At 64.3% G+C, this 25,844-nt stretch carries 21 protein-coding genes and 1 tRNA gene; 6 read left to right on the top strand and 16 right to left on the bottom strand.

All coding sequences use genetic code 11. The annotated features are described in order from the left end of the window. The first annotated feature begins 15 nt into the window (after nucleotides 1–15). Nucleotides 16–852, top strand: a complete 837-nt coding sequence (gene kduI, locus D5S08_RS08665) for a 5-dehydro-4-deoxy-D-glucuronate isomerase (protein ID WP_121117533.1) — start codon at nucleotides 16–18, stop codon at nucleotides 850–852. A gap of 39 nt (nucleotides 853–891) precedes the next feature. On the opposite strand, the gene D5S08_RS08660 is transcribed toward kduI, so the two are convergent. The 4 genes from D5S08_RS08660 to D5S08_RS08645 all read right to left on the bottom strand — a co-directional run bounded on the left by D5S08_RS08660 (nucleotide 892) and on the right by D5S08_RS08645 (nucleotide 9,781). Further along, on the bottom strand, nucleotides 892–3,129 hold the full coding sequence (locus tag D5S08_RS08660) for a glycoside hydrolase family 88 protein (protein WP_206610305.1): 2,238 nt from the start codon (nucleotides 3,127–3,129) through the stop codon (nucleotides 892–894). A 23-nt stretch (nucleotides 3,130–3,152) separates the two neighbouring features. After that, nucleotides 3,153–5,885 carry a TonB-dependent receptor gene (locus D5S08_RS08655; protein WP_162301944.1) on the bottom strand — a complete coding sequence of 911 codons (2,733 nt, stop codon included), beginning with the start codon at nucleotides 5,883–5,885 and terminating at the stop codon, nucleotides 3,153–3,155. A gap of 234 nt (nucleotides 5,886–6,119) precedes the next feature. Further along, on the bottom strand, nucleotides 6,120–7,508 hold the full coding sequence (locus D5S08_RS08650) for an oligogalacturonate lyase family protein (protein WP_241557315.1): 1,389 nt from the start codon (nucleotides 7,506–7,508) through the stop codon (nucleotides 6,120–6,122). Next, nucleotides 7,505–9,781: a hypothetical protein gene (locus tag D5S08_RS08645; RefSeq protein ID WP_241557314.1), complete on the bottom strand. Its 2,277-nt coding sequence runs from the start codon at nucleotides 9,779–9,781 to the stop codon at nucleotides 7,505–7,507. The genes D5S08_RS08650 and D5S08_RS08645 overlap by 4 nt, the downstream gene beginning before the upstream one ends. Nucleotides 9,782–9,970: 189 nt before the next feature. On the opposite strand from D5S08_RS08645, the gene pelA reads away from it, so the two are divergent. Next, nucleotides 9,971–11,260 (top strand): pectate lyase, encoded by a 1,290-nt coding sequence (gene pelA / locus D5S08_RS08640; protein ID WP_206610304.1) that lies wholly within the window; start codon nucleotides 9,971–9,973, stop codon nucleotides 11,258–11,260. 3 nt (nucleotides 11,261–11,263) lie between these two features. On the opposite strand, the gene D5S08_RS08635 is transcribed toward pelA, so the two are convergent. Continuing rightward, entirely contained in the window at nucleotides 11,264–12,688 is a 1,425-nt protein-coding gene (locus D5S08_RS08635) for a UvrD-helicase domain-containing protein (protein ID WP_121117525.1), read from the bottom strand. A gap of 150 nt (nucleotides 12,689–12,838) precedes the next feature. Between D5S08_RS08635 and D5S08_RS08630 the strand changes: the two genes are divergently transcribed. Then, complete coding sequence (locus tag D5S08_RS08630; protein ID WP_126665523.1) at nucleotides 12,839–14,569, top strand: tyrosine-type recombinase/integrase; 1,731 nt, start codon at nucleotides 12,839–12,841, stop codon at nucleotides 14,567–14,569. Between the two features lie 444 nt (nucleotides 14,570–15,013). Beyond that, nucleotides 15,014–16,630, top strand: a complete 1,617-nt coding sequence (locus tag D5S08_RS08625) for an MFS transporter (protein ID WP_241557313.1) — start codon at nucleotides 15,014–15,016, stop codon at nucleotides 16,628–16,630. A gap of 380 nt (nucleotides 16,631–17,010) precedes the next feature. Here the strand turns inward: D5S08_RS08625 and D5S08_RS08620 are convergent, their stop codons facing one another. The 11 genes from D5S08_RS08620 to D5S08_RS08580 all read right to left on the bottom strand — a co-directional run bounded on the left by D5S08_RS08620 (nucleotide 17,011) and on the right by D5S08_RS08580 (nucleotide 24,418). After that, nucleotides 17,011–17,556 carry a recombinase family protein gene (locus D5S08_RS08620; RefSeq protein WP_121117521.1) on the bottom strand — a complete coding sequence of 182 codons (546 nt, stop codon included), beginning with the start codon at nucleotides 17,554–17,556 and terminating at the stop codon, nucleotides 17,011–17,013. Between the two features lie 290 nt (nucleotides 17,557–17,846). Then, nucleotides 17,847–18,509, bottom strand: a complete 663-nt coding sequence (locus tag D5S08_RS16420; RefSeq protein ID WP_126665522.1) for a hypothetical protein — start codon at nucleotides 18,507–18,509, stop codon at nucleotides 17,847–17,849. Nucleotides 18,510–18,511: 2 nt separating this feature from the next. Further along, on the bottom strand, nucleotides 18,512–19,084 hold the full coding sequence (locus D5S08_RS16415; protein ID WP_126665521.1) for a hypothetical protein: 573 nt from the start codon (nucleotides 19,082–19,084) through the stop codon (nucleotides 18,512–18,514). A 23-nt stretch (nucleotides 19,085–19,107) separates the two neighbouring features. After that, nucleotides 19,108–19,701 (bottom strand): hypothetical protein, encoded by a 594-nt coding sequence (locus D5S08_RS08615; RefSeq protein ID WP_126665520.1) that lies wholly within the window; start codon nucleotides 19,699–19,701, stop codon nucleotides 19,108–19,110. 426 nt (nucleotides 19,702–20,127) lie between these two features. Next, nucleotides 20,128–20,742 (bottom strand): hypothetical protein, encoded by a 615-nt coding sequence (locus D5S08_RS08610; RefSeq protein WP_121117517.1) that lies wholly within the window; start codon nucleotides 20,740–20,742, stop codon nucleotides 20,128–20,130. Between the two features lie 42 nt (nucleotides 20,743–20,784). Then, on the bottom strand, nucleotides 20,785–21,444 hold the full coding sequence (locus D5S08_RS08605; protein ID WP_126665519.1) for a hypothetical protein: 660 nt from the start codon (nucleotides 21,442–21,444) through the stop codon (nucleotides 20,785–20,787). 203 nt (nucleotides 21,445–21,647) lie between these two features. Next, a tRNA-Lys gene (locus D5S08_RS08600) sits at nucleotides 21,648–21,723 on the bottom strand. 20 nt (nucleotides 21,724–21,743) lie between these two features. Further along, nucleotides 21,744–22,235 (bottom strand): 2-amino-4-hydroxy-6-hydroxymethyldihydropteridine diphosphokinase, encoded by a 492-nt coding sequence (gene folK, locus D5S08_RS08595; protein ID WP_121117683.1) that lies wholly within the window; start codon nucleotides 22,233–22,235, stop codon nucleotides 21,744–21,746. After that, a complete protein-coding gene (aguB, locus tag D5S08_RS08590) occupies nucleotides 22,232–23,083 on the bottom strand; it encodes an N-carbamoylputrescine amidase (protein WP_121117513.1) in 852 nt (283 codons plus the stop codon). The genes folK and aguB overlap by 4 nt, the downstream gene beginning before the upstream one ends. Nucleotides 23,084–23,120: 37 nt before the next feature. Further along, on the bottom strand, nucleotides 23,121–23,588 hold the full coding sequence (locus tag D5S08_RS08585; RefSeq protein WP_121117511.1) for a DUF4440 domain-containing protein: 468 nt from the start codon (nucleotides 23,586–23,588) through the stop codon (nucleotides 23,121–23,123). 5 nt (nucleotides 23,589–23,593) lie between these two features. After that, nucleotides 23,594–24,418 carry a class I SAM-dependent methyltransferase gene (locus D5S08_RS08580; protein ID WP_241557311.1) on the bottom strand — a complete coding sequence of 275 codons (825 nt, stop codon included), beginning with the start codon at nucleotides 24,416–24,418 and terminating at the stop codon, nucleotides 23,594–23,596. Between the two features lie 103 nt (nucleotides 24,419–24,521). On the opposite strand from D5S08_RS08580, the gene msrA reads away from it, so the two are divergent. Further along, nucleotides 24,522–25,058, top strand: a complete 537-nt coding sequence (gene msrA, locus D5S08_RS08575; RefSeq protein WP_121117679.1) for a peptide-methionine (S)-S-oxide reductase MsrA — start codon at nucleotides 24,522–24,524, stop codon at nucleotides 25,056–25,058. 422 nt (nucleotides 25,059–25,480) lie between these two features. After that, a complete protein-coding gene (locus D5S08_RS08570; RefSeq protein WP_121117509.1) occupies nucleotides 25,481–25,837 on the top strand; it encodes an arsenate reductase in 357 nt (118 codons plus the stop codon). The last annotated feature ends 7 nt before the right edge of the window (nucleotides 25,838–25,844 follow it).

Genomic DNA, 25,844 nt, shown 5'->3' with positions numbered 1-25,844 from the left:
CAGGAGACAGCACCCTTGTTCGAGAAGACCTACTACGCCACCCATCCCGAGATGATGGACGGGGCGAGCCAGCAGGATCTGCGTGACCGTTACCTGGTCTCGGGCCTGTTCCGTGACCGCGAGATCGTGCTGACCTACTCGCATGGCGAACGCTTCATCATCGGCGGCGCCGTTCCCGGCACCGGCGTGCTGGACCTGCCGCGCCACAGCGAACCGCCCAGCGCGGCCGGGCACCCCTTGCTGGAACGGCGGGAGATGTCCGTGGTCAATATCGGCCGGGGCACGGGCGAAGTGACCGTGGACGGCACGCCCATCACGCTGGAGCGCTACGACGCCCTGTACGTGCCGATGGGCACGCAGGACGTGCGCTTTTCCGGCGAAGGCGCCCGGTTCTACCTGCTCAGCGTGCCGGCCCATGCCGCCTTCCCGCTGCGCCGCGTGACGCTGGACGACGCGGCCACCATGCAGCGCGGCAGCCTGGAGACAGCCAACGCCCGCACCATTCACCAGTTGATCCTGCCGCATACGGTGCAGAGCGCCTCGCTGTGCCTGGGCCTTACCCGGCTGGACCCCGGCAGCGTGTGGAACACCATGCCGCCGCACATTCACGAGCGCCGGTCGGAGATCTACCTGTATTTCGACCTGGAGGATGACGGCCGCGTGTTCCACTTCATGGGACAGCCGGAGGATCTGCGCCATATCGTGATGGGCGATGGCGATGTGGTGATCAGCCCGCCCTGGTCCGTGCACATGGGTTCGGGCACCCGCAATTACAGCTTCGTCTGGGCCATGGCGGGCGAGAACCTCGATTACGAGGACATGGACGTGCTGGACGTCTGCCAGCTGCGCTGATGCAGGCGGCGGCGCCCGGGAAGGCGCCGCCATCTTCGGTCAGAACTCGAACTCTTCGCGTGCAACCAGCGCTTCCCAAGCGGCCTGGTCGGGCACATCACCGCCACGGTTCCAGGCGGAACCCATGTAGTAGGTGAACGGCGTGCCGGGCTGCACCCGGACCAGCACGAGGTAGTTCTCCGCATCCTGCGTGAAGCCGACCACCATCGCAGGATCGACCGCGATGGCGATGCCCAGCGCGCCATGGTCGGCATCTTCCGCTTCCCAGAAAATCATGCGCCCGGTCGCCTGGTCGGTCCGCAACGTGCCGGCACCATTGGCCTTGCCGATGCCGATGCCCACGATCAGCGGCTCGTCACTGCTGGACGTCATGGTGGAGCGCATGCGGGTGAAGTGGGTGCCCAGCGGCAGGGTGAACTCGCGCGTTTCCGCCACGGTCCGCACCACATCCACGGGCCACGGGCGATAGGTCGCGGTGAAGCGCGCCACGTCGCCGCCTGTCTCCGCGATGTCATAGGTCGCGAAGTTGCGGCTGGTCCACAGCTTGTTGTCGTACCAGATGCCCAGTCCGCCGGTGCCGCGCGACCGGCCGACATCGTAGAAGTCCAGCCCTTCCCCGCGATCGATGTGGTAATTGGGGAACTTCAGCTGCCGGTCCATGAACGGGTAGCGCACCCGCTTGGCCCAGGCATCGATGCCGGAGCCGGACGGCGCCTCCTTCACCTGCAGCGCGGGGCCGTAGATGCGGTGAGCGACCAGGTCGTTCTCCCACAACAGGTCGTCCAGCCGGTCAGGCGCGAAGCGGGCCACGGCGCGCGGGGTGCGTTCCGCCGGGGGCGGCGGTGTCAGCGGCTCGACCGATTGCGGCCGGCCGGATGCGGCGGGATCATAGGACAGCGCCTCGACCGCCTGCATCTCCGCCCGGCGCCGGGCGATCTCCGCGTCGCCGACCACCGTCTTTGGCGCGGGCGGGGCCGGCATGGTTGCGGCAATCCACTCGGCACTGTCGCGCTCCGGCTCCGGCTCCGGCAGAGGCTGCTGCTTCCCGCTCGCCAGATCGGCCAACTCCAGCGATGCCAGGATATAGGCTCCGTTGGCATAGGGGCCGGTATCTTCGGCCGAGGTATTCACCGGCTGGTCGCCCGTGCGCTGCGCATGGCCCAGCTGGCCATCGGGAAGAATGTGCCGGTTCAACGCGGCCCAGCCCCGCTGGACATGCGGCGTCACCGTTGCGCGGTCCAGCAGCCCGTGATTGACGCCCCAGGCCAGCGCATAGGTGAACAGCGCAGAGCCGGATGTCTCCGGTTCCGGATAGGCGTCGGGCGCCAGCAGACTGGCCGGCCACAACCCGTCAGGCCGTTGCAGCTCGACCACCCGGCCCGCCAGTTGGCGGAACAGGTCCAGGTAGTACTCACGTCCGGCGAAATCGGCCGGCATCGCCTCGATGAAGCGGGCCAGGCCGCCCAGCACCCAGCCATTGCCGCGCGACCAGTAGACCGGTTGGCCGTCCGCCCCCGTTCGGCCGGCGAAACGCTCGTCCCGCAGGAACAGGCGGTCTTCGGGCACCCACAGCCGCCGGGCGGTGCGGCGCCATTCCTTGTCCGCCGCCTGCAGATATTTCGGATTGCCGGTGATCGCCGACATACGCGCCAAGACCGGCGGCGCCATGTACAGCGCGTCCGCCCACCACCAGATCAGCGGACCCGAACCGTCGGCAGAGTCGGCGCGGGCAAGGTGCGGCACCTGCCAGTCGAGCCGCTGCTGCAATGGCAGCAGCGTGCCTTCGATGCGGCGCCGGGAATAGAGCTCCTCGTACAGGTCGCCCACGGCAATATCATCGGCATTCAGCATCGTCGGGCCGGACTTCGCGCCGCGCACCGCGTAATTGTAATGGTCCGCCACCATGGTCAGGAAGCGCAGCGTTTCCGGCCGGTCAGACACGCGGGCCAGCCGCGCCGCACCCGTGTAGTAGATCGCCGCCACCCAGTTGGGCGCCATGCTGTCCAGCGCGCCGCCGGTGGAGAGCGGGATCGGCTGGCGCGCCATGTCGGCGATCTGCGCCGAGTTGACATATTCGGCCGCCGCCAGCGCCTCCGCCCGGGTCGGCAGGCGGGCGCCGGTGGTGTCCAGCGCCGGGCGCGGCAGGGCATCCAGCCATGCCGCCTCGACCCCGGCCACCACCGGCTGGTCCGTCTGGGCGATGGCGGGCAGCGGGATCGCGCCGGCCAGAAGCATCGCACCCAGCACCCGCATTCCGCGTCGACGGCTCGCCCGCATCACCCTGCCCTCCAATATTTGCCTCAGAACGATGCCCGCGCACCGAACAGGAACTCGCGCCCGAAATGCCGGTAATTGGACACCCTGTTGGTCGCATCGACATAGCGATCGTTATATTCGTCGGTCAAATTGACCGCCTCGATCGACAGACGCACATTCTCGGCCACCTCGTAGGAGATGGAGGCGTCGATGTTCAGCGTGCCATTGATGCCCTCTTCCGTGTTGTTGTTGCCGCCCGGGAACGCCAGCAGGTACTGGTCACGATAGGCGGCCGAGGCGCGGGCACTGAACTTGTCGTCCTCGTAATACAGCGTGGCATTGTACATGAACTTGGACTGCCCGGTCAGCCGGTTGCGGCCATAATCACCATAGCTGACATCGGAATCGACAAAGGTCATGTTGCCGATGAAGCCCATATTGTTCAGCACGCCGGGCAGGAAGGTGAAGGGCTGCTGATACTGCAGCTCCAGCCCCTTCAGCGTGCCGCCCTCGCCATTGATCCTGCGGGTGACCTCGAAATCCTCGTCCGGCGATGCGGGCGTGCCGACCAGCAGGCTGTCGGGCAGGCCCAGGCTCCGCCACGGCACCACATCGGTGACCGTGGTGATGAAGCTGTCGATCTTCTTGTAGAAGACCGCCGCAGCCACCAGTGCCTCCGGCGCGAAGTACCACTCGATCGACGCGTCGTAATTGGTCGCCTTGAAGGGATCGAGCAGCGGATTGCCGTAGGACACCCGCCGGGTCGGCGTGGACAGGCTGCCGCCGGGGGTGAGATCGCCCAGCGCCGGGCGTGACATCACCTTGGCCGCGCCGAGGCGGACCACCAGATCGCTCGCCGGCTCGATCGCCAGATTGAAGGACGGCAGCCAGTTGCTGTAGCTGTTGTCCACCTCCACCTGGGCCTCGCTGAGGAAGCCGTACGACGTCGTGTCGGTATGGGCGTAGCGCAGGCCGACATTGCCACGGACCACCAGGTCGGCCAGCATCGTGTCGAAATCGGCCTGGATGAAGGCGCCCTTGTCCTTCTCCTTGACCTCGCGGGTGCCGTTGAAGCTGGGCACCAGCGGGTCGTTGTAGACGCTCAGGACGTCATTGATCGCGAAGATGTCGGGCGTGATGTAGTTCAGATCGGTCCCGGCCGGGATGTCGAGCTTGCCGGCGATGGTTTCGATCTTGCCCAGATTGGTCACGTCGGTCGCCCGGTCTGCGCCCGACAGGGTGGACACCGCCTGCTGGAAGCCGAATGTGTCGAAATTGTAGGTCCGATATTCGCCGCCGGCCTTGATGGTCAGCTCGTCCGTCAGATCATATTCCAGCGCACCCGCCGCAGTCTTCAGCCGGTAATCCGCGCCGCCGGTGCTGCGCCGCCATTCCGTCAGCGTGAAGTTGCGCCCGTCCGTGACATCGAAGCCGTAGGAAATCTGCGGCGTGCGGTCGTTGCCGCGGAAGTCGTAAGTGTAGCCGTCCACATCCAGCGCATCGAACATGTAGGACACCGACAAGGGCGTCCGGGCCTTTGAATGCGACTGGCCCAGCTTCAGCCGGCCACGGAACCGGTCGGTGAATGCGTGCCGGGCATTCAGTGACACCTGCAGGAAGGTGCTCTCATCGCGCGAGAAGCCGTTTTCGCTGCGGACATCGACATTGTCGAACACGCCGTAGGACAGCGTGTTGGTCTCCGGGTCGATCGCATATTCGCGCAGCACGGTATCCCGCACGCCGCCGGCCGCGCGGCTGAAGCTGATCGCCTCGATGTTCGGGCTTTCGGCTTCCTGGTTGAAGCGGGAATACAGCCCGTCCAGGATGATCTCGGTATCCTCGGTCGGCTTCCACTGCAGCGACCCGGTCAGGCCCAGCCGGTTTTCCGAGAAGGAGCCGATCGTGTAGCGCGGGATGCGCGGATAATAGGCGGACAGCGCCTCTGTCCGTTCGGCATCCGTGGTGCACGACAGGCAGTCCGCGAAGTTGTTGCCCTGGCCATAGGGCAGTGCCGGGTCGCCGCTCTGCCACCGCGTGGTGTTGAAGCTCTCGCTGGTCGGGCGCCGCTCGCTATAGGCAACAGAGACCAGCGCGCCGAACGTCTCGTCGTCATTCGCCCAGCTGAGCAGCCCGGCGATCCGCGGCAGGACCTTCTCGGACAGGTCGTTGTACGAAGCCTGCGTCGACAGGGCGCCGTGGATGCCACCCCCGAAGTCGAGCGCGCGGCCCGTCTGCAGGTCGACAGTCGCGCCCAGGGAGCCTTCCTCGATCTCCGCCGATTGCGTCTTGCGCACGGTGATCGAGTTGAACAGCTCGGATGCGAAGATGGAAAAGTCGAAGCCGCGGCTGCGATTGCCGCCGGCGGCCGCCTGCGCTTCCAGCCCGTTGATCCGCACGCGGGTGAAATCGGCGCTGAGGCCACGGACGCTGATGGTCCGACCCTGCCCGCCGTCACGCTCAATCGTGACGCCCGGCAGGCGCTGGATCGATTCGGCCAGGTTCAGGTCGGGGAAGTCGGCCATGTCCTCGGCCAGGATCGTGTCGACCGCACCGGCTTCGTTGCGCTTGATGTCCAGCGCGCGGTCCAGGCTGCCGCGGAAACCGGTGACGACGATCTCACCGCCTGCGCCGGTGGCAGCTGCGTCGCCGGTCGTGCCGGCAGCCTGTCCAGTCGCCGTATCACCCTGCTGCGCAGCCGAAGGGGTGGCCGGCGGCGACGACGATCCGCCCGGCAGAGGGGCAACCTGCGCCAGCGTCGGCGCAGACCAGATCATCATCGCAATGGCGGAAGCGCGCAGGCACAAACCCGCCCGCGCACGGCTAACCTCAGACATAAATCACTTCTCCGACCGCCAGCCTGTCGGGCTGGTTCTGACCGAAGCTGTATGACAACATGACACCGGTGGCAAGCCGAGCTGACCGGATTGTCGCGCAGCTTCGCCACGGTTTGTCGCACGTGGCGGGCAGGTCATCAGCCAACCGCGCCCGCCTGTATGACATGTCGCGGCGAGTCAGCCCTTGCTGTCGAGGTCGACCACATAGATGTGGTTGAGCCCGTGCATGTTCGAACAGAACACGATGGACTTGCCGTCCGGCGTGAAGGTGAGGTTCGGCTCCAGCCGATAATCATGGGCGCGCATGTCCACCAGGCGGGTAGGCCGCATGATCTGTGCCGTGATCAGTTCCGCCTTGTCGCTTTCCGGATCGGCATCGGGCACCGTCTCGGGCTGCAGCAGCGCCAGCCATTTGCCGTCCGGCGCATGGGCGACCATGTCGGCGTCGCCACCATCGCTGGCGAACAGGGTGCCATCCGGCGACTGGTTGAAATGCACGCCCCAATCGTTGCGTTCGACCCGGCGCCAGATGCGCTGCCCCGTCTCCAGATTGACGGAGGCGACCCAGAACACCTGCCCGCGCGGGGTCTGCAGGTCGTAGAAGATCTCCTTCCCGTCAGGCCCGAACCATTCATGGCCGAAGATCTCGAAATTCATGGTCCGCTCGTGCGTACGTCGCAGGTCGGTGCCGTCGGTCTTCATCGTCCACATCCGGTCGACCCGGTGCCACGGCCCTTCATGGCAGAAGATGATCCGCTGCGGATCGGTCGGGGAGAACTGCGTGTGGCCGATCCATTCATTCGTGCTGTGCAGCACCCGCCGCTCGCCGGTCCGGATATCGAGCGTGAAGATCTCCATCGGATAGCGCGCAGCCCAGCGTTCCAGCATGCGCACGCCCTTGGCCCGCGCGAAGTTGAGCGGCTTGCCGTCCGGCCCCACCGCCGCATATTCGGCCTGATCGAACCGGCGGTTGCGCGGATCGGTCACGCCGGGCTGCAGCGGCTGCGAGCCATAGGCGACAAAGCCCAGCAGCAGCGTGTCGTCCGCGTTGGCAGCATTGAGCTGGCCGTTGTCGATCCGCCCGATCCGCCGCGCGTCCCCGCCGTCGGCAGAGATGGCGTAGATCGTGCGCGGGCGATCCATCGGCTGCGCCTCGCCGGGATCGCTGACGCTGTAATAGACGTCGCGATTGCTGCGGGCGGTGAACATGAGGTCGGCATGCGGGTCGGCCACCAGCACCCGCAGCGCACCCGTGGCGGGGTTGACCGTGGAGATCCCGTCCGGGGTGCTCATCACCATCAGGTCGCCTGCGGGCGTGAAGCTGTTCTTGTAGAAATACAGCTTGCCGCCACCTCCGTCCGGGCTCAGCCGCCGGACGCGGTAGCCGGTCGTAGCGTCGGTCCATTCGCGCGGAGCCGGGCCGGTGGAAACCGACGCCGGCGCGGATGCGTCTGCCTGCGCCATTGCCGCGCTTGCCCGCAGGGCACTGGCGGCCACCGTCCCAGCCGCGATGCCCTTCAGCAGGCCGCGGCGTGTCTGCCCGTCAATCATGTCACTCTCCATCATGGTGCAGGGGCGATGCCTTCGACCCGCACGTTCCAGCCCTCCTCGGGAAAGCCGGGGGCGCGCCCCTCCGACCCGTCCCATCCGGCTGCCATCATCCCGACCGCCCACAGCAGCGCGCCGTTGGACGGAAAATAGGTTTCCGCCGCCCGGCGGTAGCCCGCGCCGTCCGGGTTCTCCGCCATCGCCACGCCGCCGGCGCCGCCGGAGACGGGCACGAGGTCTTCCGCATGGGCATCCAGATGCACACGCGGCGTCATGCCGGTCACGCCCCACTGGTTGTTCTTGCGGTCCGCGAACAGCCAGTCGATCGCCTCCCCCGGCCGGCCGAGCCGGGCGGCGGCCATGGCCAGCATCGGGAAGTCCCAGCCCCAGGTCTGGCGCAGATCCCAATGTTCGCTGACGGCCGACAGGGTGCGCCCCATCGCCTGCGGGTCGACTTCCTCGCCCGGAATGAAGCCATAGGCCATCAGGAAGGACGGGTGATCGCGGTTCTTGCATTGGGCAGCATCGGCCGCGCCGCTGCACGCTGCCGAGGCGGCGACTTCCCAGAAATCGGGCTCGCTCTCCGCGGGCAGATAGCGCCCGTCAGCCATCGGCAGCGGGGCCAGCTTGCGCAACGCATCGGCCCAGGCCGGCTTGGGCGCCAGCCCCTGCCGTTCCCGCCATTGCTGCGCCACGTTCAGTGCCCAGCGGAAATAGGCCAGCTCGAAGGTCGGGTTGACTGTGGTCAGCGGGTCATAGTTCTCCTGCGCGGGGATCAGCGGCGGCCCGAGGTTCAGCCGTCCGTTCTGCTCCAGCGGCCAGGATGCCAGCAGGTTAGCACTCGCCTCCACCAGCTCGCCATAATGTTGCAGCACCCCCGCCTCCTCGCCGGAACCGGACCGCGCGCGGCGCACCAGTTCGGCCAGCAGGATCGGGTGCGGCTGCTGCCACATGAGGAAGGGAGACACCAGGCTGGGGCTGTTGCGTCCTTCCGGGCCGACCATCTTGGGCCACCAGGCACCCTCTACCCCGTGCCGCGCGGCTTCCTCCCGCGCGTTGGGCAGATGCGCCACATACCAGGGCAGGCTGCGCTCCAGCAGGTCGGGATGGCCCCACAGCGCCTGCCACGCGGCGTGCCACGGGTGCATCTCCAGGTGGAACTTGCCGAACCAGCTGTTGGAGAACAGCCCCTCTTCCTGCGGCGGCAGCGTGCCGGCGCCGTTGATGGCGGACAGATATTGCGACAGCACCACTCGCCGCTCCAGCTCCGCGGCGCGTGGATCGGTGCTGCCGGTGAAGTCCACCGCACCGCCTTCCGTCCAGAAGCTGCGCCAATGCCCGGCGACCGCTTCGGCGCCTTGCGCGAATGGCGGCAGGGGGCGTGCCTCGGCCGTCCGGTCAAAGCCGACCTGCAGATGCAGCGCTGCGCCCTCGCCGGTGGCCAGCACGCCTGCATCGCCAGCCATCGTCAGCATACCGTCGCTCTCCACGACGGACCAGTAGCGCGTGGCGTCGATGTCGCGCCGCAGGTGCACGCGCCGTGGCGTCTGCGCCACGATTTCTGTCGTGCCGCCACCATTCCAGCTGGCCGGATCGGGATTGATCTGCGGGTCGACGCCCGGATAGCGCACGGACAGGGCCAGACGCCCGGCCTGCACCAGCGGGGACGTCACCTCCACCGCGATCGCATCGCGGCCGGGCAGCACGCGGGTTACCACCGTCACCGGCTGCCCGGCGTAGGCGAAGCGGCTGGTCAGCGTGCCGGTCCACAGGTCCAGATGCTGGTGCGTGCCGCTGACCTGCGCGAAGTCCGGCGCGGCACCGTCCACCACCATGGCAATGCGACCCAGAGCGATCCGGTGGGGATTGGCGCGCAGCCAGTTCAGCGCCGGATTGCTTTCCGCATCGGCCCAGCTGCGCATCCAGGCGTAGGGCTGCTCGCCCCGGCCCGGCACGGGCACCTGCACCAGCCCGGCGGCTTCCTCTGCCGCGCCTTCGGGAAAGCTGTGCCAGCCCCATTGCGCCATGGTCAACAGGGGGGCGATCTCCGAATAAAGCTCCGGAAAGGTCTGCAGCCCGGTGATGTCGGCGGTGAAACCCAGCTCGCCATTGCCCAGCATCACCGGCGCGTGCGGATCGACCTCCGTCAGGGTCACATCATGCCGCTGGACCAGCGCCTGCCGGTCGATCGGCTGCGCATCGGCGGGCACGGCCAACACCAGCGCGGCCCACACCGTCAGCTTCACCATACTGCGCCACAGCGGACGGGAGATCGCTTGTCTTGCCGGCATCCTGTTCCCTTGTTCGTGCACGGTCGCTTGCCGCATCCTGAATACAGCACGCACTATTGCATCAAGTTATATGACATGTAAGACCCTGATTGACACCGGTGGTCTTGTTTCGGGTCCGAACCATCCGGATCCGATCAGACAAGTAGCGGGGGAACCGCTCGCTCGCCGGACTGCCATGTGGAGAGAGCCTTGAAGAAAAGCCCCTTGATCGCCCTTTGCCTCGCCGCCTCCGCCCTGACGGGCGGGGTGGCGCATGCGGAGGTCATCGCCATCAACCAGCCGGCCCTGCCGCTGACGGAAGCGCGGATCAGCACCCTGCCCGATGACCAGCAGGCCGTCTGGCGCGCCTATCTGCTGCGATCGCGCCTGCAGATGGAGATCGACCGGCAGTCGCTCCCTGCCGAGCTGGCCCCGGGCCAGACCCCGCCGCCCCCGCCGGTGGCCGCAGGCGGCGGCAGCAAGACCATGCCGCTGGACCAGCCTGCGCGCTGGTACCGCTCGGCCGAGGCGCGGGCCATCGCCGACACGATCGTCAGCTTCCAGACCCCTGCCGGCGGGTGGAGCAAGAACCAGGACCGCACCGGCCCGCCGCGCCTGCCCGGGCAGCGCTACGCCAATGATGCGGAGACGATGGCGCAGGATCCGGCCAATTTCGATGCGCCGACGGACCGCTTCTGGACCTTTGTCGGCTCGCTCGACAATGATGCCACCACCACGGAAATGCGCTTCCTCCAGCACGTCGCCGCCGCGCTGCCGCGGGCAGACGGCGACGTCTATCGCGCCAGCTTCGTGCGCGGGGTCGAATATTTGCTGGCGGCGCAATATCCCAATGGGGGCTGGCCGCAGAACTGGCCGCTGGAAGGCGGCTTCCACGACGGCATCACCTTCAACGACAATGCGGTCGCCAAGGCGGCGTCGCTGCTGGGCGAAGTGGCGCAGCAGGACCAGTATGACTTCGTGCCGCAGCGCCTGCGCCAGCAGGCTGGCATCGCCGTTCAGAAGGGGATCGACCTGATTCTGGCGGCGCAGGTGCGCCGTGATGGCGCACTGCTGGGCTGGCCGCAGCAGGTCGATCCGCTGACGCTGGAGCCGATCTCCGCCCGCAATTACGAGCCGCGCTCCATCGCGAGTGGCGAAACGACGGACATCCTGGAATTCCTGATGAGCCGGCCCGACCCCACCCCGGAGATCCGCGCGGCGATCGAAGGAGGTATCGCCTGGCTGAAATCCGCCGCGGTGCGGGGCTATGCGTGGGAGCGCGTGGGCAATGAAGGGCGCAAGCTGTTCCCGCGCGAAGGCGCCGGGCCGCTGTGGTCACGCAATTACGACATCGTGACGGGCCAGCCGATCTTCGGCGACAAGGACCGCACCATTCACGATGATGTTAACAACATCTCCGAAGGGCGCCGCAACGGCTATAGCTGGTGGGTCACGCAGCCGCAGCGCGCGCTGGACGCCTATGAGGATTGGCGGAAGTAAGCCTCAGGCCAGCGCATCATGCAGCGGTGGCGCCAGGTACAGGCGCCGCCGCGCACGGGTACAGGCGACATAGAGCAGGTTGATCTGCTGGTCGGTATCGACCGTCTTCTTCGCATCGCCCCGCCGCCGGGCCGCAAGATCCGCCGGCGGGTCGAAATCGTCCAGCACGATCACATTGTCCCATTCGCGGCCCTTGGCCTTGTGCGCGGTGGAGACGACGATCTGGGCGTCGCTCTCGGCATCGCGATGCAGCCCGTCCAGTCGGTCGAGCAGGCCGGGCAATCGGTGGCCATGCTGGTCGACGATGTCGCGCACCCGGCGCATTTCCCCATCGCCGTGGTCGGCGGCATATTCCAGGTTCCGCCAGCTGCCGAACCGGCCGATCGACTCGTCCGTGACCTTGAAGCGCTGCCCTTGCGACAGCGCATGCGCCGATGTCAGCTGCCGGTGCAGGTCACGAATGCCGCCCACCAGATGGAACGGCCGGTCGATGGAGGCGAGGCTCTGGAACAGGCGCGCATTGGTGCGCGCCAGGATCGCGGTGCCCGGCTGCATCGCCACCCGGCCGCCATAGCGCGTGATGGTGCTCGTGATCGCCGGATTGCCCGTCAGCCGGTGGCGCGGCGGCCTGGAACTGTGCCGCAGGATGCGGTTGGCGACCTGCGCGATCTCCTGCCCGAAGCGCCAACTCTGCGTCAGTGTCAGCTCGTCCGCCTCGAAGGCATTCATCGCATCCACCGCGCCGCGGAAGCGGTAGATCGACTGGTACGGATCGCCGACCACGATCGTCGGGATGCCGGCCTTGCGGGCGATGGAGATCAGCACCGGGTTCAGGTCCTGCGCTTCGTCCAGCAGCAGGTAGTCGAAGCCTTCGATCCGGTGCTTCATCTCGAACCGTTTCAGATAGGTGTCGTGGGTGATCGGCAGGTCGTGCCTGGCAAAATTCAGCAATTTCAGCGCGATCGCCCCCGCAATCTCGCGCACGGCGCGGTTCTGCGCCTTGTCCGTCAGTTCGCAATGCCGGTGTTTGATCCGGGTGCCCTCGTCGATCAGGAACCGCTCGATGGTGCCCAGGATCAGGCCGCGCAGCTTGGCCGGCGGCACGCCCGGCACGGCGCGGATCAGCGGGTCGAACGCGTCCAGGTGCTTGTCCAGGTATCGGTTCGCCAGCTCCGGCCTGCGCCCGCCCAGACCCAATTGGCGAAAGGCGAAGGAATGGGCGGTGCGTGCCTCGATGTTGCGGGGGAACTTCGCCCCGGCTTCGCGCGCAATGGCGCTGTTGAAGGCGAGATACAGCCCCTTGCCCGGCCATCGCTCCGCATAGCGCACCAGAGTCGATGTCTTGCCGCAGCCGGCGCCGGCCAGCACCTTGATCGTGCCGGTGGGCGCCCGGTCCAGAATGGCTTGCTGTTCGTCGGTGGGCGTCATGGCTGCCACGCGCCCTCCATATCCGGAATGGTGAGCCCTGCTGGGTTCGTCACCGCCGTCATTTGACGGGAAAAATACGGTAAGCTACCGAGATGTGGCTGCTTTCTGTCTCGCAGTGCGAGACATTGCTGTGAGACAAGGAGGGGACTGTTGGCGAATCACGTGCGCTATATCCGGCGTAGAGACAATGGCGTCTACTATTACGAGCGTCGCGTGCCGCAGGCGGTCATCGATAGGCCGGATGAGTGGCAACGACAGTTTGGCGGTCGGAGGTTGTTCAGAACATCGCTCGACACCAGGAGCCAGGCAGTCGCCATGAGGTCGAGCGAGGAAGCGCACAATCGATTCGAGCTGCTGGTTGCGAGCGCCCTTGGGGTGGCACCGCTCATCACCCAAGAGCAGGACGATGCGACGCGCCCCGTTACGCCCGCCGTGCTCACTAAAATAACCGCTTTCATGCGCGACACGATCGTCCGGCCTTGGGAACAGAGGATGACTCTGGCGGAGCTCGGAGGCGTCCACGCCGAGGAGCTTGAGGACGCTTTGCAACGTCGAGACTTCGACGCTCAAGAGATGGGCGCCATTCTGCGCGACCGAAAAGCCTCTGACGACCCACGCCTGCCGGATGTCGAACACAGTGCAGCGGCTTTGATCCGACAAGAGAGACTGGATGCGCCACCTGGGTCACCAGTGCGCGCATTCGTTGTAAGAGCGGTCCGGGACGGGCTGCTGGCGGGCCACAACGACGTCGACGACATCCTGTCTGGGAAGCGACGCGCCCTGCCAAACAGGCCGCGCATCAGGACCTCGACTGCACCGCGTTTGTCTGACGTAGTGGCAGACTACACCGGCCAACTGCGGGCGGAGCGCACCATAAGAGAAGCAAACGGCGCCCTTGCGTCCTTCGTCGCCATCATCGGTGACATGCCGCTCGACGAGCTCACACGGCAGGATTTTATCGCGTTCTGCCGAGCGGAAGGCGCTCGAACCGTGGGCGGCAAGGCCAGCGACAGTGTAGCTCGTCCGATCTCGCCAGAAACGCTGAAGAAGAAGATCGGTCTCCTGCGTGCTGCAATCAACCTAGCGATCCAGACCGATAGGGTTCCAGGCCCCAATCCCGCGGCCAACATAGACGCGACCAAATTCACAAAGCCGGTCTCGGCAGCTGTGATGCCAGCGAAGCGGGGCTTCGACGTTCACGAGCTGACGCTGATTCTCCAGCATCCTTGGTTCACCGGATGCGAGAGCCAGTCCAAAATACATGAAGCTGGGAGTCACCGCTTATCGGGAGCGCACTATTGGGCACCCGTTCTAGCAATGCACACCGGATGTCGGGCGGGAGAGCTTGGCGGCCTTCGCATCGCTGAGATCCGGCTCGATCACCAGCATCCTCATATCGTGATCCGGGATAACGTCTACCGGACGACGAAGGGCTCCTACACGCGCCGCGTGCCAATCCTCGATGTGCTACTCGAACATGGGTTTGGTGACTTTGTCGAGCGACAGGCAACCGCCGGTCACGATCGACTCTTCGCGGACTGGGAGCCTCCGGCCGGTAAGGTGGATGCAAACGCGACGGCTTGGTCAAACGGACGGATCATCCGGTCGTTCAATCGCACTGTCGTGCGTCAGCAGCTAGGGGCAATTCTAGTCTCTGGTGCCCGTCAAGAGGTCACCTTCCACGGGTTCAGAGGTGCGTTCAAGACGCTCCTGACGCGGATTGAGTATGGCTTAAACCCGAACTACATCCACGAGGTGGTTGGCCATGCGAAGCTCGGGCTCGACCAGCGTTACATCGGCGAGATCCCGATCGCGGACACTTACCCAGCTATGCACGGATGCCGCTATAATGGACTGCAGCTACCACCAGCGCCAAGTTAAAAATTGTTGTTTTCAACCGCAGCCATTCTCCGCGGCAAGCCATAAGTGGCCGTTTTCTGCGGAGTTCGCGAGCTCTTAGTGATGGGCAGAAAATATCCGGCGGATTTCGTCAACAACAGCACAACATTTTTCAACCAGCCGCTTGGAGCTAAAGAACATCAGGCGCGGTCACGGTAAGCGTCCGCCCACGACCGTCCTGCGGCAGGCACCCCAATCGTATATCCGCTTCCTGGTCACCCGAAGCGCCAGCTTCACAGCGATGTTTGGTTGGTTAGCCGACAGTCCGGTGTTGAGCGCTTTGAACGTCATAGCTGCCTTGCGAGACCTAGCGTAGGTCGTTCGATCCTGGCCCTTGCCTCCCAAACCTCCCAAGGCAGTTCCTGCTTATAGTCGTAAGATCTGGTCTTCGTTCAGCCAGCTGCCCATGGTTCTGTTGTAAAACCGATGAGCAGTTTGCGCGCTGATATTCGCAAGCTAGGAGTGCGCCTTGGGGGGAGCATGATGACGAAATCTAATCACGCGGTGCGTCGCGCATCGGTAATCGGCGAACGATGGCCGATATTCTGGGCGGGCTGCGCGGCGATCAGCATCGGTGTGGCGCTGCACCTGCCGATGCTCGCTATGGCGCACCAGATGGGCAATCACCTAGCCGGCATGCCGATGGACGGTTGGATGTATGCTGGCATGGCCCTGATCCTTTTAGGCGTGCCTGCAGCGATCTTCGGTGCGCTTCCAAAGCACCGGGTCCGGCATGATGCACATGCCGGAACAATGTTTGAAGCCCCGGACGAGACACCGTTTGGCCGCTGGCATGGCACGGTGCTCCTGGTCCTGACGCTGGGCCTTGTCATCGACACGATGAAGCCTGCGACGCTCGGTTTCGTGCTCCCTGGCATGCGCAACGAATACGGTATCCCTCCGGCGTCCGCGGCCATGCTGCCATTCGTCGCCCTGCTCGGCACCACCATTGGTTCGTTTGTATGGGGTTGGCTGGCGGACATCTATGGCCGGCGCGTATCCATTCTGCTGTCCACGATCCTGTTTGTCTCCACCTCCATCTGCGGGGCGATGCCCTCGTTCGAGTGGAACTTGCTGATGTGCTTCCTGATGGGCTGTTCTGCCGGGGGCATGCTGCCGGTTGTCTACACCCTGCTGGCCGAAGTGATGCCACCGCGACATCGCAGCTGGGTGCTTGTGCTGGTGGGCGGCACCGGACTGGTCGGCGGCTACCTTGCCGCCAGCGGAGCAGCTCACCTGTTTGAGCCGGCGTTTGGCTGGCGAAGCCTGTGGCTGCAGGGATTTCCGACCGGGCTGCTGCTCCTAGCGCTGGCAAGGTGGATCCCAGAGTCCCCACGTTTTCTGCTGGAGCAAGGGCGCGAGGCGGAGCTGGCGCAGATGGCGCACCGGTTCGGCATTGTGCGGCGTCCGGCGGCCCCGGTGCCGCAGGACGCCGCTTCCGCAGCTCAGCATCACGGACAACTGACGGCAGCGCTGGTGATCTCCGCGCTCTCGTGGAGCTTTGTGACTTTCGGACTGCTGCTTTGGCTCCCGTCCGATCTCCAGGATCGCGGCTTTACCGCGGAGCTCGCCAGCGGGATTATCGCCAGTTCTGCACTCGTAGCGCTACCAACGATCATGGTTGCAGCGCTGCTCTACAGCCGATGGAGCAGCAAATGGACGCTGGTCGGAACAATCGTGCTCACGCTGGTGGGGCTTGGCGGAGCGCTGCTTCCCGCCACCACACTCTCGTCACCACCGCTTCTGATCGCGGTCATCGCGATGCTGGTCGTCGGCAGCAACGGCATGATTGCGGTGCTGCTACCGTATGCGGCGGAGAACTACCCCCTTGGCGTGCGTGGCCGTGCGACTGGGTTGATCGCGGCCAGTAGCAAATTTGGTGGCGTTGCGGTGCAGGGCTTCGCCCTCATCGGCCTTATCCCGACGCTCGGTGGGGCCGCTCTCGCTTTGCTGGTGCCCATGGCCGCATCGGCAGGGCTAGTCGGCTATGCCGGGCGTGAGACACGCGGTCGAAGCTTACGGGAGTTGGAAGCAGAAGTGTAGCGAGCGGCCAAGGCCGGCAGGGTGGCCCCATCCCAGCCAATCATTACGCTTCGACCGGCGGCGCTGGCGACATGAGCGATTGGCAGCTTACGGGAAGTCGACAATGAAGCATGATGGGTGGCAATGGGACGGAAGCAAAGGCAGGTTACAGATCGTTGGAGCGGAAAGCGGACATCGGGCCAGCGCTCAATGCAACGTCAGCAACACGCGTCAGGCCGGACGCTTACCGGTGACGAGAGTTTGTTCAAGTTAGGCCCTTTGACGCCGGTGGATGGCATCGAGGCGCCGCCCCCGGCAGTTCGGCTCCATCCGGGTGGGAGTGTTCGGCAACTCCTAGGACCTCCAAGGTGGACCGGCTGGGAATGTCTCCAGGGTGCTAGTCAACCATTCAATGCTCGATATACGCTTGCCCGACCTATCCCCAACCGATTGGCAATCTCGGTCGCACCCATACCTTCACCATGGAGCGCACGCACGGCGACCGGGTCGACTGAAGACTTACGGCCCTTGTAGACGCCAGCGGCCTTCGCCTTAGCGATGCCTTCCATCTGTCGCTCACGCCGGATTGCAGTTTCGAACTGAGCGAACACACCAAGCATTTGTAGAAACGCAACACCAGCCGGCGTGGACGTATCTATCGGCTGCTCGGTGGCACGCAAATGCGCTCCCTTTTCGCGGAGCTGGGCAACGATGCGCTCCAGGTCAGCGACTGACCGGGCGAGCCGATCTATCCTCGTGACCATCAAAGTGTCACCACTCCGCATGAAAGACAGAACGGTTTCAAGCTCGTCACGGCCAGCTGTGGTCGTTCCGGTGTGCTTCTCGCTACGGACGGTAGTGCAACCGGCCGCACGAAGAGCTTCTTCCTGGATAGTGCAATCTTGGTCGTCGCTGCTGACGCGAGCGTATCCTATGATGGTCGTCATGAAGCCTGTGTCTCAGTAGGTTCTAGAGGTTTTGCTTCTAGCTGTCCCGGTTTATCAAAGCAACCCTATTGAGACACAATCCGTGTCTCACGACATCATCTCAGTGGAGTATACTCGGCTGAGACTCAGACGAACTTATTTGTTTGTGCAATGGTGGGTGACCATGAACAGGGGCGCGCACTGAACTCTGGTTATGCCAGCACCAGCGTGCCGTCGCCGATGGAGGCGCTGATGCCGGCGGTCTCGCGGGCAATGCTGATCGGCGCTTGACGAGCATATCTCCGAGGCGCTTACAAAGGGGAGGCTTCGCCGTCACCGAAGCCAAGCTCGCCGAAAATTGGGACAGAGCCTCCTGCGTCAGAAGAACTCACGGAGGAATTCTCCTGGAGTGACAGCGACGGCCATCTGTCTCTCAGGCCAGAGACAAGGCAGTCGCGGCCATATAAGGCGAACGGGTGTTGCGCATCCTCATAGTCAACTTCGCACTGGTGCGGGGCTGGCGGACCAAAGTGCTCGGCAATCGCGAGCCCAGCTTCAGTCCGTCGCACCGCTTTCGCGCTCCTTCCCTCGACTAAGATGTAAAGGGCGACGTCCACGTGCGCCTTCTCACCGTTCTCAGGCACGTTCAAGTATTCGATGCGGTAGCCATCTCCGCCCTTCGGCAAGGAGGCGAAGGATGCCTCACGGAACCCGCAGTAGTAGCGCCGCCCAGGGCCCGGCGGAGGGTTGCCTTTTCGTTCGTTCTGGAAGGCGGCAATTCGGCACCCTATTCGATGAACATCCTCAGGATAAGGGGCCAGTCTCCGCAGAACGGCTGACTCGTGAGAGGCACCATCAGCCTTTGTTGCGCCAAACTGCCAGAGGAGTTCGTCGACATGGATGTCGTTTTCGAATGCTCGATCAAATATAATACAGCGCGCGAGCTCATCGCCGTCATTTATCTCAACAGTCATTCTTATCGCAGGTCTTCGAGCTTAAACTGCGCCAAAGATATCGAGTCAGCCAATTTCAAAGTTTTTCTATTTCGTCGAACTGTGTAACCTACTTCGTCATCGGTTACAGTAATAGCGTAAGTAGTATCTCCTAAGGCCCATAGCATGACAACCGCGTCACCGCCGTGCCAGGAAAGTGCAGGTGGCGCCAAATCGCGATTTTTCAGCTCGGCCAAAACCTCGATAGCCGAAGAGACAGCACCCCTATCGATTGCCGCATCTGGATCAGCATTTGTAGAAAGTTGCTGAAGCTGGCCTTCTAAATGGTTATAGTATCGAGCCGCAATCAGAGACATGTTGCTGGATGAGCTGCTAAAATTCTTGACGAGGGGAGACTCGTGCATAACGATGAAGCACACCGGACGCGCACTCTCTGAAGAGTTCGACGTCGCATCGAGCATTCTTTTATGCACGCGGTAAGTGCCGGAGAGGATCTCTATGTCCTTGGACAAGACTTCTCGCGCAGACCGAATGAACGGGCGAGCCGACCCCGTAGTTTTCTGGGAGGCGCTTACCGAGTGAATGAAGGCACTCATGCTTGAGCTGATAGCTTCCTGTGTCATGTCAGAAACCTCGACGCACCTTCGACATAAATAGCTAGGCACTCGCTTTGCAGCTCCTCAATGACCTTTTCTAAGTGCGACTGGTCGAAAGGAGTTTCAGGAGCCGAGTTTGCATCGATTTTTAGTCCGACGTAAGGTGTCATGACCATGGGTGTGCCCATCATAACACCTGGCGTCACTTGCACGTATCCAACTTGACCAGACGTCCAGGTGACCAGCCGGTTCATAAGACCCGGTGCTAGTTCGAACGGCCTACGAACATTGAATTGCAGGACAACATCGATCGACTGGTCTGGCAGATGAAGCGGGTGAACCAAGTCCTTCATAGCAGCGATTTCAGAGCCACGCTGCACAGTGGTGGCCAGATCGAGCACCAGCGCAACCCGGATCACCTTCAAGTGTCCAGTTAATTTGTAGAGATAGCTCGATGCTAATGCGGTGGCGGCTTCTACATCATTGATTCGAGGCGGCCCGCCGGAAGGGACATTCGCATGTTCACCCGTCGCGGTAAGGACGCAGTCGATTCGACCAACTTGCGACTTCACCATGACCGAATGGTTATCTCGTTGACCCGAAGCATTGGTCTCCAAGCTTGGAGAGCTTGCTGCCCGCTGAAAACCATCTGGGCTGTCGCCTGGAAATACCCTCTCCCAGAGCCGAAGCGCGTCATCCTGTGGTGCGTTTGGCTGGAGGAACGCAACTGCCTGAACGCTGTCTGCCTGCAACTTTATCAACGGTTATTCCCCCGGGGATCTGCTGACCCAAGCTGGTCCTTAGTAGCACGGCTGCCAAGAGCCAATGTTCCATCGTAGCGCAGCCCCGCCTAGGTCAAACTCCTTACGCGATAGAGTAGGATAGCAAGAATAAGCTGCTGCGCCAGTTCGAGAGCACACCAGGCAGCCGTGCGCTCATAGCTGCCAAGATGCCGGCGCTGCCCCCCCACCAGGAGACGGTGCCAAGCGCGACTGACCGCCTCGTCGTGAAGTGGTCTTTGAATTTACGGCACGGTCGACCGATCAACCTGGTGACCTGACCGTCCAGCCTTCCTCTCCGTCCCAAGTCGCGATGCCAGCGGGGCCGAACCCCAGCACCGAACTGAGGCACTTCCGCTGGTGCTCCGTCAGCCCGAGGGCACCGTCGAGGATGTTAAACTGGCGGACTTCACCTTCGAAGGGCATAAGCGATGCTGCCCATACAGCCGACGCGACGTCCGTGTTGGGCGCGACCACGAAATCGGCGAGCTTACCGGAGACCTCAATCTTGAAGAGGCGGAGCGGTAACGTGGCCGTCTGGTCAGCCAACCAGCCGATGGGCGGACAGTAGGCGGCGAAACAAATTGGAGCCGTGTGAAGCAGGTCGTCGAGGCGCAGTCGATCACGCCCCTTCAGCTCGGTGTCGATACGCCGCGTGACAATCTTGGTCACTCGCACGCCGGTCTGTCTATAGTATTCCCTGATGAAGTCGATCGATCTTTCGTGCGACGGAGCAACGACGTTGATTTGCTCGCTGCCGTTCTCGGTCACCATCTCTGCTTCGTAGAGGTTCATTTCCAAGATCATGCGCTCCCTGTGCTGCTTGCTGATACACAAGGTGTAACTGAGCGCTGCGCTGAGCGCGGGTGGGTTCGTCATGGGGAACTTTGGATCGCGGTGGAAGATCTCGGGCTGTGAACGTTACGGCATTGCCGCTGTGCCGCAGCGGAGCTCGGGTCGGGTTATGTCGACCCATAGTCCGCGCGCCGCAGCGGTCATAGGCTGCGACATGACCAGTCGGCGCTCATCAAGCCGCGAGTCAAACTTGTTTCCGAACTTAAACAGGTAATCAACATATGCGACCCTGATCACTTCGAACCACTTGGTGTTTACTGCCCTGAACGTCTGTGCACGGCCAGCGATGTTGTGACCAGCCGCACGGGCGAGCGCTTCCTCAAGCACTTGCTGTTCTCTGGGGCTGTATGCGCACACCGCGCCATGCATGTGCAGAATGACCGGCTGCCCTGTCCCTTTCCTTGCTCCTTCGATGACGAAGAAGAACTCACGCTTGCCCACCGCCCTGGTGAGCTGCTTTCTTACCCGCTCCGCCAGTTTCTCACGCAGCCGACCGGAGGCAACGAGCTTTGCTTCAAGTTCAGGGTGCAGGTGGATGTTGAAAGTGAGCAGGTCCCATTGGTGACCAAGCATGGTGGCTACCATTACCTTCATCCACTGGGACAGGTCTTCCCATTGAGGCATAGGTTTGCCGTTCTCCTGTATCCCTATGGGGAATGGCGTCAGGTCCCATGGCAGCTCTTGCTTCCCATAGAATACTGATAGGGGCTCGACAGGCTCGTTCACGACCGCGTGTTTGTGCTCGGCGATCGCTACCGAACGTCGCAGAATTCCGAAGATTTTGCGGTCGCGGCTTAGTCGCTTGTTCTCGCGTGTGACTCGCCGACGGGGGCTGGTTTTTCGATTAGGTGCAGTCGCCATAGCAGTGCGAGACAAAGGTGCGTGACAATGGGTTGCGCTTGTCGCCTAAGTTGTTGAAAAACAACGGATGGTGAGCCCTGCTGGGTTCGAACCAGCGACCTACTGATTAAAAGTCAGTTGCTCTACCGACTGAGCTAAGGGCCCGCTCCGCTTGGGCGGCTGCGTCACCTAGGCAGGGGGCGGGGGCGGGTCAAGCGGGCGTGCAGCTGGCGCAAGGTCAGGCCGCTCGCCGGATCGCGCCAGCTGGCGGCGATCGCCAACGCCGGAGCCAGCACGAACGGCCGGGTCCGAAACAGCGGGTGCGGGACCGTGAGGCCGGGAGCGTTCCAGGCTCCGCCGCTCCACAGCACGATGTCCAGGTCCAGCACGCGGGCACGCCAGCGCTGGCCCCGGCGCACCCGGCCGAAATCCTGCTCCATCGCCTGCAACACCATCAGCAGCGCCGGCGGAAGCCGCTCCGTCTCCAGCACCAGCGCCGCATTGGCATATTGCCGCTGCGACGGGCCGACCGGCGCGCTGTCGATCACGGCCGAGCGCGCGGTGACGGTGCCCAGCGCGGCCAGTTCCTCCATCGCCGCAGCCAGCACGGCGCGCGGGGTCCCCATCTGCGCATGGCGCTGGTTGGAACCGAGCGCGAGAAGGTAGGTGTGGTTCAGACGTCCTCCGCGATCCGGCCGTACAGCTGCGGTCGCCGGTCGCGGAAGAAGCCCATGCCCGCCCGGTGCTTCGCCGCGCGCGCCAGGTCCAGCTCCGCCACCAGCACGCCGGTCTCCTCCCGTTCGTAGGATGCGACCAGATCGCCCCATTCGTCGGTGATGAAGGAATGGCCGTAGAAGGTCTGCCCCGCCTCGCAGCCGATCCGGTTGGCGGCGATCACCGGCATGCAGTTGCTGACCGCATGGCCGACCATCGCCCGGCGCCACATGCGGCTGGTGTCGAAGCTGGCATCATAGGGCTCGCTGCCGATCGCCGTGGGGTAGAACAGCAGCTCTGCCCCCATCAGCGCCATGCAGCGCGCGGTTTCCGGGTACCATTGGTCCCAGCAGATGCCCACGCCGATGCGTGTCCCGAACACGTCCCACACCTTGAAGCCGGTGTTGCCGGGGCGGAAATAGTACTTCTCCTCATATCCCGGCCCGTCGGGAATGTGGCTCTTGCGGTAGGTGCCCATGATCTGCCCCTCCGCATCGATCATGGCCATCGTGTTGTAATGGTGGTGCCCGTCCCGCTCGAAGAAGCTGGTCGGGATCGCCACCTTCAGCTTCGCGGCCAGCTGCTGCATGGCCTTCACGCTGGGATGCTCCGCCGTGGGGCGCGCCAGGGCGAAGAAGCGTTCGTCCTCCTCCCGGCAGAAATAGCCGCCGGCGAACAGTTCGGGCGGCAGGATCACCTGCGCGCCTTCACCGGCCGCCTGTTCCACCAGGGCGGAGACGGCGGCGATGTTGTCCTGCTCGGCCTCGAGATCGAGCTGCAATTGCAGGGCGGCGACGGTGATGCTGGTCATGGGCGCGCAGGTAGGTGGAGCATCCGTTCCAGGCAAGTCAGCCGCTGTGGTCGGCGATGATCCGCCACCCTTCGGCATAGCGTTCCCACACCAGGCTCGTCACGCCGCTGGCCGGCGCCGCACCGGGCTTCGTCAGCGTGTAGCGGGCGACATACAGCGCATGCGACGGGCCGAGCGGGCGGAAGTCGAGCCGTTCGAAGGACAGCGTGCCGCGCTTCGCCACGTCGCTGAAATCGTAGGCTTGTTCATACATGGCCTGCATCGCCGGCACGCCGCGCAGCAGGCCCTTGTCGGTGACGAAGCTGGTCTGCCGCGACGGGGAATAGACGGACAGGAACAGGTCCATGTCGCCACTGTTCCAGCCCGCCGCGGTGCGCTCCATCTCCGCCTCGATCGCATCCAGCACCGTGGCGTCGGACAGGTGCGCGGGGGCGTTGACCGTTTCGCTGGCGATCACGCAGCCGGGCAGCAGCAGGGCGGCAACGAGGGGCAGGAGTGCGCGCATCGCCGTCAGGCCCGCTTGCGGAACAGCAGGGTCATGCGGTCGCTTTCGCCGATCGCATCCAGCTCGGCCCGCCGCGCCGCATCCTCGCCCGCACCGCGATAGGAGGGAGGCAGCGTCCACACGCCGCCTTCCCAGTCGGCACTGTCCTTGGGATTGGCGTTGACCTCGCTCTGCGCGACCAGGTCGAAGCCGTAGGAATCCATCAGCGCGATCACGTCCTTTTCGCGCAGATAGCCGTTTGCGCCCTGCGTATATTCGGCCGGCGCGTCCGCCTTTGCCCGGTGCTGCACGATGCCGACCATGCCGTCATCCTTCAGCAGCCGGCGTGCGGTGCTCAGCAGCTGGTGCGTCCAGTCGTTGCGGCGGATATTGTGCAGTTCGCGGAAGACCAGCACGCGGTCCACCGTGCCGTCCAGTTCGGCCGGGACGGTGTCCAGATTGGCGCCGACCACGCGGGCGCCGCCCTCGCCCGTCCATTCCGCCGCCTGTCGCGGCAGCCGCGTGGCGGTGTCGCGCATCGTCGCCATGTAGCCGGTGGCATCGGGCGCAATCCGCGGATCGAGCCCGATATAGGTGCCCTGCGGCCCCAGAAAGGGGATCAGCACGCGCGAGTACCAGCCGCTGGACGGCATGAAGTCCATCACGCTCATGCCCGGCTGCACCTGGAAGAACGCCAGCGTCTCGGCCGGATGGCGATAGCGGTCGCGTGCCGTGTCCTCTGCCCGGCGGGCATCGGCCAGCACCTGTTCCATGGCCGGGGTGCCCTGCGCCATGACTGGCAGCGAAGGCAGCATCAGGCCGGCAAGTGCGGCAAGCATCAGGTTCTTCATCAGGCAGCTCCCCAAAGGCGTGGCGCGAAACTACCCGCCGCCGGACAGATGACAAGCGGCTTGGCGCCCCCCATCTGCGGGAGGAATGCAAGGAGACAAGGTTATGAGCGAGACGGCGATCGTGGCAGGCGGCTGCTTCTGGTGCACGGAGGCGGTGTTCCGCGACGTGATCGGGGTCAGCGAAGTGGAAAGCGGCTATATCGGCGGCACGGTGGCCGATCCCACCTACAAGGCGGTGTGCAGCGGCACGACCGGGCATGCGGAAGCGATCCGCGTGACCTACGATCCCGCCGTGCTGTCCTATGCCCAGCTGCTGGACATGTTCATGGAAACGCATGATCCCAGCCAGCTGAACCGGCAGGGCGGCGATGTCGGCACCCAGTATCGCAGCGCGATCTTCCCGCTGGACGATGCCCAGCGCGCCGATGCGGAGGCCGCGATCGGCCGCTGGAATGCCGGCCACGGCACCATGGCGGTGACCACATTGGAAGGCCCGGCGGAATGGTACCCGGCGGAGGATTACCACCAGGAATATTGGGACGGCGAAGGCCAGCGCAATCCATACTGCCAGGCGGTGATCCCGCCCAAGCTGGCCAAGCTGCGCAAGAGCTTCGCCAACCGGGTGAAGACGGAAGCCTGAATCATCGCCAACCCCTGGCCCGGACGGCCGGGGGTTACAGGGGTGACGCCGTACGCCGCCATCTTGGCCGGCTCCGGCGTTCCCTTGGCGGCGGGGCGCGTGAACTTGCCGCATGATACTGACGCCTAGCGGACAGGCGCTGTCATCTTTGCGGAACGCCAGTGTCGTTATCGCGCGGCGATGCGTCATCGTGGCCGCGCAAGCTGTCACCTTGAACGCCCGATCCGTCAGCCTGGCGGACAGGCGTGTCATGGCGGGCCGCCTGCGTGTGGCGGCAAACAGGGCGTGGCATCCGGGCATGGGCCGGTGATAGGCCAACCGGGGGGTTGTAGGAAAATGGATCGGAAGTTCCGCGCATCCGCAATCTTCCCGGATTGCCGGTGTCACGCAGAGGCCATAGTGGCCGGGCAGGAGGGCGCACGATGATTGTCTACGGAATTCCGAATTGCGATACGGTCAAGCAGGCGCGCGCCTGGCTGGACGCGCGTGGGATCGGCTACACCTTTCATGACTACAAGCGCGAAGGGGCGCCCCCGGCGCTGCTGACCGAACTGGCGGCGAAGGTCGGCTGGGATGCGCTGCTGAACCGCCGCGGCACCACCTTCCGCAAGCTGGACGAGGCGGCGCGTGCCGATCTGGACGATGGCAAGGTGCTGGGCCTGATGACCGCGCAACCTTCGCTGATCCGCCGGCCGGTGGCGGTGCATGGCGGCAAGGTGCTGGTCGGCTTCGATCCGGTCGAATGGGAACGGGCCTTTCCTGACACCGGTGACACTTGAGGATAGC

Origin of the sequence: Croceibacterium ferulae (genome assembly GCF_003660445.1) — a bacterium.
GTDB lineage: Bacteria > Pseudomonadota > Alphaproteobacteria > Sphingomonadales > Sphingomonadaceae > Croceibacterium > Croceibacterium ferulae.
This window is presented reverse-complemented; position numbering and strand designations above follow the sequence as displayed.

Excerpts from the sequence above, each read along its gene's own strand:
- D5S08_RS08660 (WP_206610305.1), bottom strand. The coding sequence starts at position 3,129 with ATGCGGGCGAGCCGTCGACGCGGAATGCGGGTGCTGGGTGCGATGCTT.
- D5S08_RS08655 (WP_162301944.1), bottom strand. The coding sequence starts at position 5,885 with ATGATGATCTGGTCTGCGCCGACGCTGGCGCAGGTTGCCCCTCTGCCG.
- D5S08_RS08650 (WP_241557315.1), bottom strand. The coding sequence starts at position 7,508 with ATGATGGAGAGTGACATGATTGACGGGCAGACACGCCGCGGCCTGCTG.
- D5S08_RS08645 (WP_241557314.1), bottom strand. The coding sequence starts at position 9,781 with ATGCCGGCAAGACAAGCGATCTCCCGTCCGCTGTGGCGCAGTATGGTG.
- D5S08_RS08635 (WP_121117525.1), bottom strand. The coding sequence starts at position 12,688 with ATGACGCCCACCGACGAACAGCAAGCCATTCTGGACCGGGCGCCCACC.
- D5S08_RS08625 (WP_241557313.1), top strand. The coding sequence starts at position 15,014 with ATGAGCAGTTTGCGCGCTGATATTCGCAAGCTAGGAGTGCGCCTTGGG.
- D5S08_RS08620 (WP_121117521.1), bottom strand. The coding sequence starts at position 17,556 with ATGACGACCATCATAGGATACGCTCGCGTCAGCAGCGACGACCAAGAT.
- D5S08_RS16420 (WP_126665522.1), bottom strand. The coding sequence starts at position 18,509 with ATGACTGTTGAGATAAATGACGGCGATGAGCTCGCGCGCTGTATTATA.
- D5S08_RS16415 (WP_126665521.1), bottom strand. The coding sequence starts at position 19,084 with ATGAGTGCCTTCATTCACTCGGTAAGCGCCTCCCAGAAAACTACGGGG.
- D5S08_RS08610 (WP_121117517.1), bottom strand. The coding sequence starts at position 20,742 with ATGACGAACCCACCCGCGCTCAGCGCAGCGCTCAGTTACACCTTGTGT.
- aguB (WP_121117513.1), bottom strand. The coding sequence starts at position 23,083 with ATGACCAGCATCACCGTCGCCGCCCTGCAATTGCAGCTCGATCTCGAG.
- D5S08_RS08585 (WP_121117511.1), bottom strand. The coding sequence starts at position 23,588 with ATGCGCGCACTCCTGCCCCTCGTTGCCGCCCTGCTGCTGCCCGGCTGC.
- D5S08_RS08580 (WP_241557311.1), bottom strand. The coding sequence starts at position 24,418 with ATGAAGAACCTGATGCTTGCCGCACTTGCCGGCCTGATGCTGCCTTCG.
- msrA (WP_121117679.1), top strand. The coding sequence starts at position 24,522 with ATGAGCGAGACGGCGATCGTGGCAGGCGGCTGCTTCTGGTGCACGGAG.
- D5S08_RS08570 (WP_121117509.1), top strand. The coding sequence starts at position 25,481 with ATGATTGTCTACGGAATTCCGAATTGCGATACGGTCAAGCAGGCGCGC.